Origin of the sequence: Streptomyces virginiae (assembly GCF_041432505.1) — a bacterium.
In the GTDB taxonomy this organism is placed as follows: Bacteria; Actinomycetota; Actinomycetes; order Streptomycetales; family Streptomycetaceae; genus Streptomyces; species Streptomyces virginiae_A.
The window spans coordinates 1,640,857-1,655,556 of sequence record NZ_CP107871.1; the positions used below are offsets into that span (position 1 = coordinate 1,640,857).

Annotated in this window: 13 protein-coding genes; all 13 read left to right on the plus strand. The window is 70.5% G+C overall.

Translation table 11 applies throughout. The annotated features are described in order from the left end of the window. Nucleotides 1-22 precede the first annotated feature (22 nt). The 13 genes from OG624_RS07660 (at nucleotide 23) to OG624_RS07720 (ending at nucleotide 14,606) form a co-directional block, all read left to right on the plus strand. Entirely contained in the window at nucleotides 23-1,021 is a 999-nt protein-coding gene (locus OG624_RS07660) for a phosphotransferase enzyme family protein (RefSeq protein WP_328971594.1), read from the plus strand. Nucleotides 1,022-1,138: 117 nt separating this feature from the next. Further along, the gene (locus tag OG624_RS07665; RefSeq protein ID WP_328971593.1) at nucleotides 1,139-2,131 is read left to right on the plus strand and encodes a Gfo/Idh/MocA family protein; all 993 of its coding nucleotides are present in this window, start codon (nucleotides 1,139-1,141) and stop codon (nucleotides 2,129-2,131) included. After that, complete coding sequence (locus tag OG624_RS07670) at nucleotides 2,119-3,192, plus strand: DegT/DnrJ/EryC1/StrS family aminotransferase (RefSeq protein ID WP_328971592.1); 1,074 nt, start codon at nucleotides 2,119-2,121, stop codon at nucleotides 3,190-3,192. The genes OG624_RS07665 and OG624_RS07670 overlap by 13 nt, the downstream gene beginning before the upstream one ends. A gap of 1 nt (nucleotide 3,193) precedes the next feature. Beyond that, a complete protein-coding gene (locus tag OG624_RS07675; protein ID WP_328971591.1) occupies nucleotides 3,194-3,976 on the plus strand; it encodes a hypothetical protein in 783 nt (260 codons plus the stop codon). A 58-nt stretch (nucleotides 3,977-4,034) separates the two neighbouring features. Continuing rightward, nucleotides 4,035-5,939 carry a polysaccharide deacetylase family protein gene (locus OG624_RS07680; protein ID WP_328971590.1) on the plus strand — a complete coding sequence of 635 codons (1,905 nt, stop codon included), beginning with the start codon at nucleotides 4,035-4,037 and terminating at the stop codon, nucleotides 5,937-5,939. A gap of 14 nt (nucleotides 5,940-5,953) precedes the next feature. Beyond that, nucleotides 5,954-7,474, plus strand: coding sequence for an AMP-binding protein (locus OG624_RS07685; protein ID WP_328971589.1), 1,521 nt, complete (start codon nucleotides 5,954-5,956; stop codon nucleotides 7,472-7,474). Then, nucleotides 7,471-8,628, plus strand: a complete 1,158-nt coding sequence (locus OG624_RS07690) for an aminotransferase class I/II-fold pyridoxal phosphate-dependent enzyme (protein WP_328971588.1) — start codon at nucleotides 7,471-7,473, stop codon at nucleotides 8,626-8,628. Before OG624_RS07685 ends, OG624_RS07690 begins: the two co-directional genes overlap by 4 nt. After that, nucleotides 8,621-9,871: an asparagine synthase-related protein gene (locus tag OG624_RS07695; protein ID WP_328971587.1), complete on the plus strand. Its 1,251-nt coding sequence runs from the start codon at nucleotides 8,621-8,623 to the stop codon at nucleotides 9,869-9,871. The genes OG624_RS07690 and OG624_RS07695 overlap by 8 nt, the downstream gene beginning before the upstream one ends. 11 nt (nucleotides 9,872-9,882) lie before the next feature. Beyond that, complete coding sequence (locus tag OG624_RS07700; RefSeq protein ID WP_328971586.1) at nucleotides 9,883-10,167, plus strand: acyl carrier protein; 285 nt, start codon at nucleotides 9,883-9,885, stop codon at nucleotides 10,165-10,167. 321 nt (nucleotides 10,168-10,488) lie between these two features. Next, nucleotides 10,489-11,076, plus strand: coding sequence for an NUDIX hydrolase (locus OG624_RS07705; RefSeq protein ID WP_328971585.1), 588 nt, complete (start codon nucleotides 10,489-10,491; stop codon nucleotides 11,074-11,076). Between the two features lie 109 nt (nucleotides 11,077-11,185). Further along, nucleotides 11,186-11,323: a hypothetical protein gene (locus tag OG624_RS07710; protein WP_328971584.1), complete on the plus strand. Its 138-nt coding sequence runs from the start codon at nucleotides 11,186-11,188 to the stop codon at nucleotides 11,321-11,323. 650 nt (nucleotides 11,324-11,973) lie between these two features. Further along, nucleotides 11,974-12,609 (plus strand): NUDIX domain-containing protein, encoded by a 636-nt coding sequence (locus tag OG624_RS07715; protein WP_328971583.1) that lies wholly within the window; start codon nucleotides 11,974-11,976, stop codon nucleotides 12,607-12,609. Continuing rightward, complete coding sequence (locus OG624_RS07720; RefSeq protein WP_371639254.1) at nucleotides 12,606-14,606, plus strand: ABC transporter ATP-binding protein; 2,001 nt, start codon at nucleotides 12,606-12,608, stop codon at nucleotides 14,604-14,606. Before OG624_RS07715 ends, OG624_RS07720 begins: the two co-directional genes overlap by 4 nt. The last annotated feature ends 94 nt before the right edge of the window (nucleotides 14,607-14,700 follow it).

The following is a 14,700-nucleotide window of genomic DNA, read 5'->3' on the forward strand; positions in this document are numbered from 1 at the left end:
GCGGTAGGAAAGGTGAACGGGAATGTCGGCCGACGACAGCGCCAGCGAGCAGCTGCTCAGCGACGCCCTGGCCCGCGTGAGCGGGACGTGGCACGCGGCGGACTACCGGTTCGAACCGGTGGCCGGCGGCACCATGGCCGCGGTCTGGCGTGGCGTCCCGGCGTCCTCCCAGGCACCGGAGGTGGCCGTTCGGCTGACGCCGAAACCGGCCGCTCTGATCAGCCGGATCGGCGGATTGGTCGACGGTGTCAACAGTGTGGAGTGTCCGCAGACGCTGGCCGTCGGCACGGTGGAGACCAAGGGCGGCCCGCAGACCGTTCACGTGTGCACCTGGATCGGCAAGGGCGGCGCCGACCGGAGCGACCCGTACGGACTGGGCCAGGATCTTGCCCGGCTCCACTCGGAGCTGGCCCGGCCGGACGCGGGCGACTTCACCGACCGCCGCCTGACCTTCGAACGCGGCCCGGTTCCCTCCCCGGACCAGGAGCTGCCACATTGGTACGTGGCCCGGCATCTGTGGCGGGACCGGATCCTTCCCCGCCTGGCCCAGGACCTGGCGTCCCTGCGGCCCCAGCCCATCCACGGCGACCTGCACTGGGACAACGTCGTGGCCGGCAGTGGTGGCGGCCGGTTCGGGTTCATCGACTTCGACAAGGTCATGCACGCCCCACCGGTCTTCGACCTCGCCAAGCTCCTGGCCACCGGGTTCTTCGTCCTCCAGGGCGAGCGGGCCCGCTACCAGCAGGCCCGGGCCGCGGACCTCCTGGCGGGCTATCGCAGCATCCGGCCACTGGAGGAGGCCGAGGTAGCCGCGATCGAGGGCTTCGTCGTGATCCTCAACGGCGAGATCGCCCGCCTCGGGTACGCCTACGACGTCCCCGCCTACCAGACCCAGGCCAACGCGGTCGGAGCCTGGTGGACGAACCGGCGCCGCCAGCGCCCACAGGACCCGCTCGGCCTGCGCGAGCGGAAAGAACCGCCCGCGCCCCAGCAGCTCCGCCTGCCTGACCACGACAGCTAGCCCCTCCCTCACCCCCCGCACCTTCTGACGACACCCGTGTGCCCGAAAACGGCCGGGCCCTGCCCGCACACGAGGTCGTCTGTCATGCCCATGCCCACTTCCTGAATGGAGTGATGAATGCGTTCCCTGCTCATCGGCGCCGGCGGTCACGGCGGCGACACCCTGCTGCCGGCAGCCTGCTCCGCCGGCCTGCCCCTGTCCGCCCTGGTCGACCAGGACACCGAGCGCGCCAAGCAGCTCGCCGCCCAGTGGATGATCCCCCAGACCTACTCCTCGGCCGGCGAGGTCGACCCGGCCGTCTTCGACGCCGCGCTCATCGCGCTGCCCGTCACCGAACAGGCCGAGCACGCCGCGTGGGCGATCAAGTCCGGACTGCACACCTTCGTGGAGAAGCCCCCGGCCCCGGACCTGGAGGGCCTGCACTCCCTCATCGCGCTGGCCCGGCAGGCCGAGGTGACCTGCTGCGTCGGCATGAACTTCCGGTGGGCGGAGGGCGTGCGCCAGCTGGTCAACGCCCTGGACTCCGGCCGGTACGGAACGGCCCGCTGCGTCCGGGTCGATCACGTGGCCCGCAAGCCCGTGGACACCTTCGGACCGGACATGTCCCTGGAAGCGAGCCTCTTCGCCGCGCAGGGAATCCACGCCATCGACCTGGCCGAGATGCTCCTGCCGGGCACGTCCTCCCCGGCCGGCCAGATGATCTCCGTGGACCGTGGGCGCCTGTGCTCCATGGTCTCCAGCGACGCCGCCGCCGGAACCCGGGTGGAAGTCCAGTTCGGCAGCTGCGCGGCCGGCTTCCACCACTCCGTCCACGTCACCACCTCCCGCGGCGACGTGCTGTCCCTGCGCGACCTGTCCGAGCTGCAGCTGCGCCCGAGCGGCGGCGACCCGCACGTCGCGGAGTACCCCGGTCCCCGGGTCCTGTGGCGCCGCTCCCCGGCCTCGGGCGGCTACGCGCACGCCGGATACGGCCCCGAGCTGGCCGCCTTCCGGGACCTCCTGCGGACCGGCACCGCCCCGAGCCACCTCGCGCGGCTCGAGGACCTGCTCCCCGTGTACGAGGCGTTCGACTCGCTGCTGAAGAAGGAGGGCCTGTCATGGACCGCGTGACCAGCCAGCTGCTCGACCTCGCGATCGCCGACGGCGGCACCGGCAACGCCGAGGTGGTCCGCACCCTGGAGAAGCACCTGGCCTCGCTTCTCGACGCCCCCTACGCGCTGTGCGTCTCCTCGGGCACCGCCGCTCTGGTCTGCGCGCTGCACGCCGTCGGCGTTCAGCCGGGAGACCGTGTCGCGGTCTCGGCGCTGGGACCGTCGATGACCGGGCTGGCGGTCGCCACGGTGGGCGCCGAACCCGTGTTCGTCGACTGCCGGCCCGGCTCCTACGGTCTGGAGGCGGACGCCCTGAACACGGCGGCGAAGGCCGGTCCGCTGGCCGCCGTGATCCCGGTCCCGATGTGGGGCTACTGGGACGAGGACCCCCAGGTACTCGCCGACCTCCGCCAGCGCGGCATCCCGGTGATCGTAGACGCCGCCCAGGCCCCCCTCCTGCGGCTGGGCCCGCAGACGCTGGCGGAGAGCGCCGACGTGATCTGCCTGAGCCTGCACGGCCGCAAGCCCATCAAGGCCGGCGAGGGAGGGGCCTGCCTGACCCGGAACCCCGAGCTCGCCGAGCGGGTCCTGGCCGTGCGCAACTTCGGGCAGCAGACGAAATTCACCGGCACCCGGCTGGATCCCACCGGCCCCTTCGCCGGCCAGTTCGGCAGCAACTTCAAGATCAACGCGCTGGGCGCGGCCTGGGCCCTGGACCAGAGCACGGACGTCGGCGCGCTGCGCTCCCGCTTCGCCACGCTGCGCAAGACGGCGCAGGCCGCGTTCGAGGCCACCGGCATCGACTGGCAGGAGGCTCCGCAGTCCGGCGGCGTCCTGGAACACGGCGGATACGGACTGGTGGCCGTGTGCGCCGACGCCGGCGACGCCGCGGACATGGCCCACCAGCTGGCCGACAGCGGCATCGAGGTCGACACGCTCCGCTACTCCTACGCCCCCATGCACCACAGCCCGTACTTCGCTCCCCACCGGACGAGCACCCCGGCCGCGAGCGCTCTCGCGGCCCGCGCGGTGGCCTGCCGGCTCGAAGCGTTCCCCTCACCCCTGCCCCTCGGAGGCTGACATGAAGATAGGCATCATCGGCATGGGCCACGTTGGCCACTCGATGCGGGACCTGTTCCACGACCGGGCCGAGCTGGTCACCTACGACCAGGCGCACGACAGCTCGTACCCGCAGGCGGCCCTGGAGGAGTGCGACTTCGCGGTGGTGTGCGTGAACACCCCGTCCGGGGCCGACGGGGAGTGCGACGTGACCCACGTCGTCGACGCCATCAAGCGGGTCCCCACGCAGCGGATCCTGCTGAAGTCCACGGTGCCTCCCGGCACCACCGCCCAGCTGGCCGCCGCGACCGGCAGGGACATCTGCTTCAGCCCCGAGTACGTCGGGGAAAGCACCTACTTCAACCCCGTCTGCGACGACCCGAGGACGATGTCGTTCGTCATCCTCGGCGGGGAGAAGGAGATCCGCGGCTACTTCCTCGACGCCCTGCTGCCGATCCTGGGACCCCACAAGACGTACTTCCAGTGCACGGCCGCCGAGGCCGAGGTCGTCAAGTACATGGAGAACGCGTTCTTCGCGACGAAGGTGACCTTCGTCAACGAGTTCCGGGAGATCGCCGAAGCGATGGGCGCCGACTGGCACACCGTCCGCGAGGGCTGGCTCCTCGACCCGCGCGTCGAGCCCTCGCACACCGCCGTCTTCGCCGACGACCCCGGCTTCGGCGGGAAGTGCCTGCCCAAGGACCTGTCCGCCATCATCGCCGCGGCGCGCACGGCCGGCGCCCGCCCGGACCTCCTGACCGCGGTCGCCCACAGCAATCAGCAGCGCCGGGCCGCGCTGAGCTGACCGCCCTGCCGCCCGGCGCGAACGTAGCCGGGCGGCAGCCGTCCCCGGGAGGACCCGCATGCCCGCACCCACCGTCATCGGCGTCAACTACCACCGCATCGGCGACGTGGATCCCGCCAACCCCTACCACCGGCTCCACACCGTGTCCGAGGAGACCTTCGCCCGCCAGCTCGACATGATGCTGGAGCTGGGCCAGGTCGTCTCCCTGGATCAGGTCCGCGCCGGCGAGGGCCTGGCCGAGGTCAACTTCGTCCTGTGCTTCGACGACGTCCCCGTCTCCGCGCTGACCGCCATCGACCAGGTGCGCGCCTGCGGCCTTCCGCTGACGCTCTCCCCGGCGGGCCTGCTCACCGACACCGGGCTGGGCAGCCGCGACAAGGTCTACGCCATCGAGAAGTACGCCGACCCGGCGGCGATCGCCGAGCACATCGCCGCCCGCCTTCCCGAAGCCGCTGGCCTGGGCACCTTCTACCAGCTCACCAAGAGCGCCGAACTCGACCCCGAAGCGGTGGCCGCGCAGCTGATCGACCCGCTGTACGCGACCGTCGAGGCGGCGGCAGCGCCGTACTTCGCCGAGCGCGGCTACCTGCCGTGGCCGAAGCTGCGGGAGCTGGCCCTCGACCCGCTGGTCACCGTGGCCAACCATAGCTTCGGCCATACCAATCTCGCGGCCCTCGACGCCGACGCCGTGCGCCAGGAAGTCGACCGCTCCCACGTCCACTTCCAGCAGCGCATGGGCATCGGCGCCCGGTACTTCACTGTGCCGTTCGGACGTCTCACGCAGGAACTCGCGCTGGACCTGCAAGATCCGCTCGCCGCACTCGGATACGCCGGAATCCTCTGGGTTGGATCCGCGGGCGTGCGCATCCACGCGCCCTACGAGCACCAGCTCCTCCACCTGATGCGGCTGCACACCGACGACAGCAGCGACGGTTTCGCCGCTCAGGTTCAGGCCGCGACGCGGGACGCCACCCGGGCGGCGATCTGGCAAGTCCCCGCCACGGTGCACCGGCGACCGGTCCAGGTCGTCCACGGCAGCGGGGCCCGCCGCGCCGGGCAGCTCGAGATGCTGCTGCGCCAGGGTAAGGACTACGCCAGTGACCCGCGGTACTACCAGCACCAGTTCACCGACAACCCGCAGCGCGGAACGCGGCCCGACTACTGCACCGTCGAGGCCGACGGCCGCCCCGAGGCGATCGTCTACAGCTTCCACACCCGCTTTGCCCTGAACGGTCAAGCGGTACCCGGCGTCTACCTGTCCGGCTGGCGCAAGCTCCCGCACGCCCATGCCGCGGCCGCCGGCCAACTGCTCCGCGTCCACCTTGACCGTGAGCCCGTCGTCGGGGTCTACCGGCCCAACCCGGACATCCATGCGGCCTTCCGCGGCTGGCACCGGGCCCCCGTCCACCAGCTCGACCTCCCCGTCACGAGCAACCTCCCACAGGCACAGCGGATCACCAGCGACGTGGAGGAGAGCGCCACGTTCCCCATGGACTTCGAGGCCCTGTGCATCGCCTCCGCCCGGCGCGCCGGATTCACCGTGGTCCGCGACCCCGCCTACCACCACTGGCGGCACACCACCTATCCCGTGGCCCCCGCCACGTATCTGGCAGTCCGTCGCGCGGGCGGCCCCACGGCGCTGGCCATCACGCTCCATCTCCACGGCGTCACGCACGTCATCGACTTCCACCTGGCCGCCGAGGAGAAAGCAGCATCCCTGATCGCCGCCGTCCTCGCGCACGCCGGCGACCACGGGTCCACCACCGTGCGGTGGGAGACCAGCAGCCACCACGTGGCCCAGGTTGCCACCGAGCGGTTCGCCGCCACGGACGCGGCCTACGAAAACTTCTACCGCTTCAACCCCGCGCTCCTGGCCGACCACGGCATCGCACCCCCCGCAGAGCGCTGGCACCACCTGCCCCTGCACGAGACCGCCACCACCAGCGACGTCCTGCCGCGATGAACCAAAGGAGCCCCATGTACACGGTCGCGGACCTCCTCCTGAGCAACGCCCAGGCGAACGCGGACGCCCCGGCCGTCATCGACGGCCCAGACGTCCTCACCTACCGCCAGCTCGCCAACCGGGCGCACCACGTCGCCGGCCATCTGGCGGCCCGTCTTCCCGCCGGGTCACGCATCGCCCTGCTGCTGCCCCGCTCGGCGGACGCTGTCACCGCCTACTTCGCCGCGCACCTGGCGGGCCTCGTCCCGCTCTTCATCCACGATCAGCTGCGTCCCCGGCAGATCGCGCACATCGTCGACCACAGCGAAGCCGGCCTCGCCCTGACCAACAGCCGCCTCGCCCCGCGCCTGCAGGGAGCGCTGCCGCAAGAACGCATCCTCACCCCCGAGGACCTCATGCAGGCTCCCGCCGCGGCACCCACCACACCGTCCACCATCGGCAAGGACCTGGCGGGACTGATCTACACCTCCGGGTCCACCGGCACAGCCAAGGGCGTCATGCTCAGCCACGACAACCTGCTCAGCGGAGCCCGGATCGTGGCGGACTACCTGGGACTGACCCGCGAGGACCGCACGCTCGCCCTGATGCCGTTCAGCTTCGACTACGGGCTGAACCAGATCCTCGCCACGTTCCACGCCGGAGGCGCCGTCGTCATCCAGCGCTCCCCATTCGCCCCCGACATCAGCCGTACCCTCCTCGACTACGAGGTCACCGGCCTGGCGGGCGTCCCCAGCCTCTGGAACGACCTCCTCCACCCCAACTCCCCCTTCACCACCACCCGCTACCCCTCACTGCGCTACCTGACCAACACCGGCGGCCCCCTCACCCCCACGACCATCAGAACGCTCCGCTCCGCCCACCCCCAGCTCGCCCTCTTCGCCATGTACGGGCTCACCGAGGCATTTCGCAGCACCTACCTCGACCCCGCCCGGATCGACAGCAAGCCGACCTCCGTGGGCCAGGCCATCCCCGGCTGCCACGTCGACGTCCTCGACGAGAACGGCATGACCTGTCCCCCCGGCACGGTGGGCGAGATCGTGCACCGCGGCCCCACCGTCACTCTGGGCTACTGGCGCGATCCCGACACCACAGCTCTCGTCTTCCGCCCGCGCGCGGGGCTACGCCCGCCCTGGACCGAACCCGTCGTCCACTCCGGAGACCTCGGCTACACCGACGCCGACGGCGACCTGTACATCACCGGGCGACGCGACGAGCTCACCAAAATCCATGGCATCCGGGTCACCCCCGCCGAGATCGAGGCAGGCATCGCGGCCGCCGGCCTGACCGCCGGCGTCGTCGCCCTCATCGTCCCCGACCCCGGCGGCCTGGCCGACGCGTCCGTCCTCGTCGCCGTCGAGCCCAATGGCCCGTCCTTCACCCTCGACGCCCTCAGCGCCTACTGCTCGGCCGAACTCCCGCCCCACATGCGGCCCCGCCACATCGAGGTCGTCGACAGCCTGCCCCGCACCCCGCACGGAAAGCCCGACCGCAACCACATCCTGTCCCTCCTCACGAACACCGGGGCCATCCGATGAGCCCCACCGCCCACGAAGACCTGATGCGGCCACTGGAGGAGTACACCCGGCTGCACCTGGACACGCTGCGCCGCTTCGGCAGCCGGGCCCTGGACCTGTCCTTTCCCAACCCCAAGTTCCTCAGCGACACCCGTCCCTACGACGTCCTGGCCTCGCTCGCCGCGCAGGCCCGCCCCCTCGACCTGCGCTACAGCCCCTTCGGCGGGTTCACCCCCGTACGCCGCCGCGTCGCCGCCGCCCTCGCCAAGCAGCACGCGCTGCCGTACGCCTGGAACGACATCGTCATGACGCCCGGAGCGACCGCCGCCCTCCGCGTCGCCCTGAGCTCCCTGTTCTCCCCGCCCGACCGGATCATCCTGGTCACCCCCTGCTGGATGGACTACCCCCTCTACCTCCAGGACCTCGGCCTCGCCTTCGACCTGGTCCCCACCACCCCCGACAAACACCTCGACGTCCAAGCCATCGCGAGCGCCTGGACCCCCGAGACCCGGGGCGTCGTCATCGCACAGCCAGGCAGCCCCACCGGAGTCATCCACGACGACCGCGAACTCGAGCAACTGGCCGCCCTGATGCTGCGGCACCCGGTACCGACGCCACCGCTGCTCATCGCCGACGAAGCCCACGCACTCCAGGTCTGGGACCCGACCCCGTGCCCGGCCCCCGCCACCCACTACCCCCACACCATCACCGTGCGCTCCTTCGGTAAGGCATGGGACATGCAGGGCCAGCGCACCGGATGCCTCGCCGTCTCCCCACACCTGGGCGTCCGCGACCAGGCCGTCGCGGCCCTCGTCCGGAGCATGCGCGTCACCGGGCACTGCGCCCCCACGGCCCTCACCCAACAGCTGGCCGCCGCCCTGTCCGACACCGCGCCCGACCTGACCGGGCTCGCCGAGCTCCAGCGCCACGCCCGCCACCAGCTCAGCCGCCGGGGCCTGACCGTCCTCGACACGCACGCCACGCGATTCCTCTACGCCCGCTGCCCCACAAAGGACGACAACGCGTTCGTCTCCCGCCTGGCCGAGCGCGGCGTTCTGGTGATGCCCTCCTCGCTGTTCCACGAGCCGGGCTGGTTCAGGATCGCCCTCAACCTCGAGCAACCGCACCTCGACCGGGCCATCGACATCATCAGCCAGGAGCACGGACGTGCTTGAAACTCACCTCCCCGTACGCAACGTGTACTGGAACCCGGACGGTGGCACCCACCCGGAGCGCATCTCGGCGCAATCGGCGCCGGCCCTCGTTGGGCGGTTCGCCCATGTCCAGCAGGACGGCGACCGTGTCACCGCGATCCGCGACCAGCTCGGTCTCAACAAGCTCTACGTCGGCTTCCACCCCGACCGAGGCGTCATCGCCGCCAACTACCTGGCCGACCTCGTCACGGCGGGCATCGCGTTCACCGGCACCTACGCGATTCCCGCCGGCAGCATCGTCACCCTGGACCCCGACAGGCGCACAGGGGTCGTCCGCAGCTTCGCTTCACTCCCCGCCCGCGCCGGATCCAACGACACCCCCGCCAAGATCGCCCACCGGGTCTCCGAGCTTCTCGACCAAGGAATGCGCCACCTGGCTGACGCGCATCCGGGCCTCCCCGTTGCCGTCTGCCTGTCCGGCGGCGCGGACAGTTCCGTCGTCGCCGCCTACACCCGCGAGCACTTTCCCCACGCCGTCGCCTACACCTACTCCTTCGGCGACGAGCACCTCAGCCAGGACGCGGCCGCCGCCCAGCGCGTAGCCGCCCACCTCAACATGCCGCTGCGGCTGGTGCGAGCCGACCGCGAGACCCTCCTCACCGCGCTCCCTCCGGCGCTCCTGCATGGCCAGGACTGGCGCGACTTCAACGTCCACGCCGCCGTCGTCAACGAGGTCCTCGGCGCCGCCATAGCCGACGACCACCCCCACGGCGCACTCGTGTTCACCGGCGACCTCATGAACGAATTCCTCGCCGACTACACCCCCGTGCCGTACGCCGGCAGCCTCTACTACCGCCTGCCGAACCTTCCGCCCGACCGCCTTCGAGTCCATCTCACCCGCGGCGTCCAGACCGGCGACCGCGAAGTCGGTGTGTTCGCCGCGCACGGGCTGACCGTGGTCCAGCCCTACAGCTGGGCCACCACCGAGCTGCTGGCCCTGCCCGAACCGGTGAGCAAGCCCGGCCTCATGACCCGTCTCGCGCGTCACAGGCTCCCTGACAGCACCCTGCGGCGCCCCAAGGTCCGTGCGCAGATCGGCGACCTCGGCTCCGACACCGGAGTGCTGCCGCAGCTACTCCAGGCAGGCATCACCCAGCCGCGTCTGGAAGGCCGCTTCCGCCACGACCTGGGCATCTCCTCCTCCGCGGACCTGCACCGCACCATCCGCGGTGGCATCCACCAGCCTGTACCGCACGTTCCCTAGGAAGGCACCTCATGGCCCTCAGTCCGGCCGACGCGGCCACACACATCGAAACATTCATCCGGCGCGAAGCCGCCGTTGCTGACGACGACCCGGGCTTCACCCGGCAGGTGCACCTCTTCGACACCGGCTATCTCGACTCCCTGACCGTCGTGGCCCTCACGGTCCACGTCGAGGAGGTCCTCGGGGTCTCGATCACCGACGCCGACCTGTTCGACACCCGATTCGCCACGATCGACGGCATAGCCGAGCTGATCACGCAGCGCGCCGCTCTCGAAGACGGTGATCCAGCCGCGTAATCCCACCTGTCACACGCGTATCAACATCGGCGTTTCGGCCAGCACCCTCCAAGGGCAGGGCCCGCACGCATCAAGGGTGGATGCACCCCGCACGAGGCGCCACCCGTGCCCCTGTACGGAATCCGCTTCGTCTCAAACACGCGTGTTCGATCCGGTGCTCCTCGTCGTTGATCCCGGCACCATCACATGACCACAACACACCAAGCAGCACCTGCAGTTGGCTGCATCGAACCCCGTTGATGCCCGGCGCGGGAGCGAAGGTCCCACCCACTGTCCTGTTCGCGGCCACGTCGATCACGTTCCACCGTCGAAGGTATCCAGATGACGCCCACTCGCTCCGCTCTCCGCTACCTCGTCCACGAATACCTTGAGCGCTACCCTGCCGAGCGCGACCGCCTGGCGCCCCTGACGACGGCCCTCGACGAACCCGGTGATCCAACGAGTCGGGCCACCCTTCCGGGACATATCACATGCAGTGCCGTCGTCATCGACCGCGACCAGCACGTCCTGCACATCCACCACAGGGCCACCGGACTGGCCCTCGTGCCTGGTGGACACCTTGAACCGTCTGATCGCACGCTCATCGCCGCTGCGGTGCGCGAGCTCCACGAGGAGGCAGGGATTGCCGTCGGCGACCTATCCCTCACCACCCAGCTCCTCGACAGCCCGCTCGACATCGATATCCACGACATCGCTCCCCGGCCAGCGAAGGGCGAAGGCGAACACCAGCACTACGACGTCAGATTCGTCTTCTACCTCAGGCGGGAGGCTCCTCCGATCTTCCTGCAGGACGAGGAAGTCTCCGGGGCCCAATGGCTCCCCTTCGACCAAGTCACCTCCCCCGCGCTGCGCGCCAAACTGATCGACACACCACTCGACGGACCGTCAGTCAATACGGTCTACGCATGAGCGAGAAGGTGCCCTTGAAGGAATCCACGATCAACGCGGAACGCGTCACCCGCATCGGTCGTGAAGCTACAACAACCGCGACCGCGACGCCGCCGCCCCCGTCCAGGCTGTGTCCCCGCTCCGCACCCGCCCACCCGTCGAACTCGCCGTGGCCGCGGTGCAGCTGGTCGAGCTCCGCCGGGAAGCGCGGACCTACCGGGGGGAGTCCGTCCACGAGGTCCCGCTGAACGCGGGCAGCCGGCCGTAGCGTCTGCCGGCAGGGCTGTGACCCGGGCGCTCCGTCCTGCCGGGCGCGGGAACGGCGGCGGTTCACGGCGTTGGATGCGGGGCTCGCGGACAGAGTTGCATCGGTCTGCGGTCCACAAGGGGTTTTCCCGAAGTCTGCTTTCGCAGGGGCGGGTTCAGGCCAACATCTGGTCTGCGGCAGCCTGCGAAGGCTACGGCTCCAGAGATCGATCAGCGGCCACCGGACGGGCCCTCAGGCGACGAGGTCGGCCAGATCGTGCTGCTCCGCCCATCGCGCTGCGCTGTACTCACTGACTCAACCTCGTCTGCTCGAACGCCCTCGCCTCCGCACCCCGCGGACGGCGTACTTCGCCACGCCCCCACCCGGAGGACAAAGTGCGTACACACCAGTACCTCGCACCCCGCCCTGCACTCCTGACGAGCACCGTCCTCGGACCAGGAGGCGCATCGCGCAAGTCCCTGATCGGGTGCCGTAAGCCCCCTCGCCACTCGAACGTGTGAGTTCAAACGCCCCCACCCCCAGAGGAACTGCCCTCCACACCCACACCGCATCTCAGTTCGAGAAATTCCCCCTTCCGCGTCCGTTACGGCACCCAGGCGTGGGGGGTTGTTCGACCATCGCTCGGTTCCACGTCAATTAAGGGAGGACCAGTGCACACCGCGCCCCATCCCCGCCCGGCTGCTGCCCGAATCGAACAGACCGGGCCCGGCTACCGGCCGCTCACGAAGGTCGTGCTCCTCGCGCTGCGCCCCGACGGGCGGGTCGCGCTGGTCCGCCGGGCTCATCTGCCAGATCGCGGACAGCTGGCCTTGGTGGGCGGACGGCTGGAGCCGGCGGAGTGGCTGGACGAGGCCGCGTGCCGGGGTGCCTCCCGAACCCTGGGCATCCGGGTGGGGGTACAGGACATCGAGCTCAGCGGCCTCCTGCACTACCGCAGCGAGCAGGGCGCGGGACGCTTGTGCGCCGTCTTCGCCACCCAGCGCTGGTCCGGAGTGCCCCGCAACACCGCACCGGACCGGTACAGCGAGGTGGTGTGGGCCGACCCCGGCGGCCCTCCGGCCGACTGCCGGGCCCTGACCCACGCCGTCCTCAACCAGTACGTCGCCGGAACCCTCTACGGCGCCCTCGCTATGCCTCCTGCCGGGCCGGCCACGGCCGAAGGTGCATCAGCGGGGGCGGCGGAGTGCGGAGGCGAACTGCAGCCGCCGGTGCGGGGGCCCGCCGGACCGCTTACGACCAGCGACGAGACCAGCAGTGCACGACCGGATCTGAGGGGGACGAAGTGAGCAGCGAAGCCGATGGTGATCCTGAACAGGCAACGGTGTCGGACTCGGAACGGCTGCTGTTCGGCGGGGAGCTGGCGTACGACGTCGGCTGGGACCAGCACGAGGGCGCCTGGCTGAAGCTGGGCCTGTGGACCATGGCCAAGGGCTTACCCCGGATGATCGGCACCGGGCTGCGCCTCGCGCACCTCGCCGACGCCCGCGCCCTGCGCGTGGTCCTCGGCGCCGAAGTAGGCCGCGGGATCGCCCAGGCGATCGGGCTGGTCGCAGTCAACGCGGTCCTGGGGCACATCCTCGCCGGAGGCGGGACGAACGAGCGCTTGACCAGCGCGTTCCCAGCACTGATGGCCGTCGCGGTCACCGCTCTGGTGGGTTCGCTTCTGCGGTCCGCGTCAACGGCCGCCACCGGTGAGCTGGAGCCGAAGGTCCAGAGGGTGGCCACCGAGCAGTACCTGGGGCTCGTCCACCGGGTTGAGCTCGCGGCGATCGAGGACGACGAGTTCCACCGGCTGCTGGACGCCGCCCGGTACGGGGCCGACTCCGCCCGGCGCATGATCCGCTACTGCACCAACACCCTCAACTCCGGGATCTCCCTGGTCGCGGCGGCCAGTGTGCTCACCGTGCTCCACATCGGACTTTTGCCCCTCCTCGTCCTGATGACCCTGCCGAGCGGTTGGAGGTCGCTGACGATCTCCCGCCAGCGGTACCTCTCCTTCCACGCCTTCGTCCAGCACGCACGGGCCGGACACCTCCTGGGTCAGTTGCTGACCCAGCGGGAAGCGGCGGCCGAGGTCCGCGTCCACGAGGTCGGGCCCTTCCTCCTCTCCCACTTCCGGGAGATGGCCGAGACGAGCGAGCGCGAGCAAACCCGCCTGGCCCGCAACGCGGCGAAGATCGGCCTGATCGCCGACGGCGCGTCCGGCATCGCCACCCTACTCACCTACGGGGCGCTGGGACTGCTGCTGTGGAGCGGGCGGATGGACCTCGCGGTCGCCAGCACGGCGGTCCTGGCCATCCGCACCGGGTCCTCCAGCCTGGACGGCCTCGTCGTGCAGATGGCCGACCTGCACCAGGAGTCCCTGTTCGTCGCCGACTTCGAGCGGCTCTGTGTGGAGGCGAAGGCGCGGGCCATCCCGGAGACCGGCGAGGACCTGCCCGCGAAGGTTCGCGAAGTCCGCTTCGAGAAGGTCACTTTCACCTACCCCGGCAGCGGGGGCGAGACGCCGGAGCCGACCCTGCGCGAGGTGTCCCTGTCCTTCCCCATGGGCAAGGTCATCGCCGTGGTCGGGGCGAACGGCTCGGGCAAGTCCACCCTGGTCAAGCTCCTGGCCGGCCTGCACATGCCCGACGAGGGCGGCGGCACGATCTGGTGGGACGACGTCGACGCGGCCAAGGCCCAGCGCAAGCAGATCTTCGCCCGCATCGCGCTCATGTCGCAGTCCTTCTTCCGGTGGCCCTTCACGGTGAGGGTGAACGTCGGCATCGGCCGGCCCACCGTCCCCATCGACGACCAGGCGGTACAGGCTGCCGCCGAGTTCTCCGGCGCCTGGAAGTTCATCGCCGCCCTGCGCCGCGGCCTCGGCACCTTGCTCGGGCGGGGCTACAAGGGCGGTCAGGAGGCGTCCGGCGGCGAGTGGCAGATGCTGGGGATCGCCCGAGCTTTGTACAGGAGGCCCGAGATTCTCGTGGTCGACGAGCCCACGAGCGCCCTTGACGCGGTGGCTGAGCAGCGGGTCTTCGACCAGATCCGGGCACTGGCCGCGGCCGGTCAGACCGTCGTGCTGATCACCCACCGCCTTCACTCGGTGCGGCATGCCGACGTCATCCACGTCATGAAGGACGGCCAGGTCGCCGAGTCCGGGACGTTCTCCGAGCTCATGGACGAGAGCACCGGCACGGGGGAATTCCGCAGCGCCTATCTGGTCCAGGCCGCCGCGTTCGCGGACAGCGTGCCCGCCCAGCGGTCCCCCGCAACGGATCTCGCGAAGGACATGACGTGAACCCCGTCGTACAGGCCCTTCCCCGTGCAAGGGCCGATATTCTGGCGGGCTGCCCGTCTCGGGGCACCCGGGCGTCGCGGCCGCAGGCGCCTCG

What these genes read in the sequence shown, in the direction of transcription:
- OG624_RS07705 (WP_328971585.1), top strand. Translation starts at nt 10,489, where the DNA reads ATGACGCCCACTCGCTCCGCTCTCCGCTACCTCGTCCACGAATACCTT.
- OG624_RS07670 (WP_328971592.1), top strand. Translation starts at nt 2,119, where the DNA reads ATGGACCGCGTGACCAGCCAGCTGCTCGACCTCGCGATCGCCGACGGC.
- OG624_RS07665 (WP_328971593.1), top strand. Translation starts at nt 1,139, where the DNA reads ATGCGTTCCCTGCTCATCGGCGCCGGCGGTCACGGCGGCGACACCCTG.
- OG624_RS07680 (WP_328971590.1), top strand. Translation starts at nt 4,035, where the DNA reads ATGCCCGCACCCACCGTCATCGGCGTCAACTACCACCGCATCGGCGAC.
- OG624_RS07675 (WP_328971591.1), top strand. Translation starts at nt 3,194, where the DNA reads ATGAAGATAGGCATCATCGGCATGGGCCACGTTGGCCACTCGATGCGG.
- OG624_RS07700 (WP_328971586.1), top strand. Translation starts at nt 9,883, where the DNA reads ATGGCCCTCAGTCCGGCCGACGCGGCCACACACATCGAAACATTCATC.
- OG624_RS07690 (WP_328971588.1), top strand. Translation starts at nt 7,471, where the DNA reads ATGAGCCCCACCGCCCACGAAGACCTGATGCGGCCACTGGAGGAGTAC.
- OG624_RS07685 (WP_328971589.1), top strand. Translation starts at nt 5,954, where the DNA reads ATGTACACGGTCGCGGACCTCCTCCTGAGCAACGCCCAGGCGAACGCG.
- OG624_RS07660 (WP_328971594.1), top strand. Translation starts at nt 23, where the DNA reads ATGTCGGCCGACGACAGCGCCAGCGAGCAGCTGCTCAGCGACGCCCTG.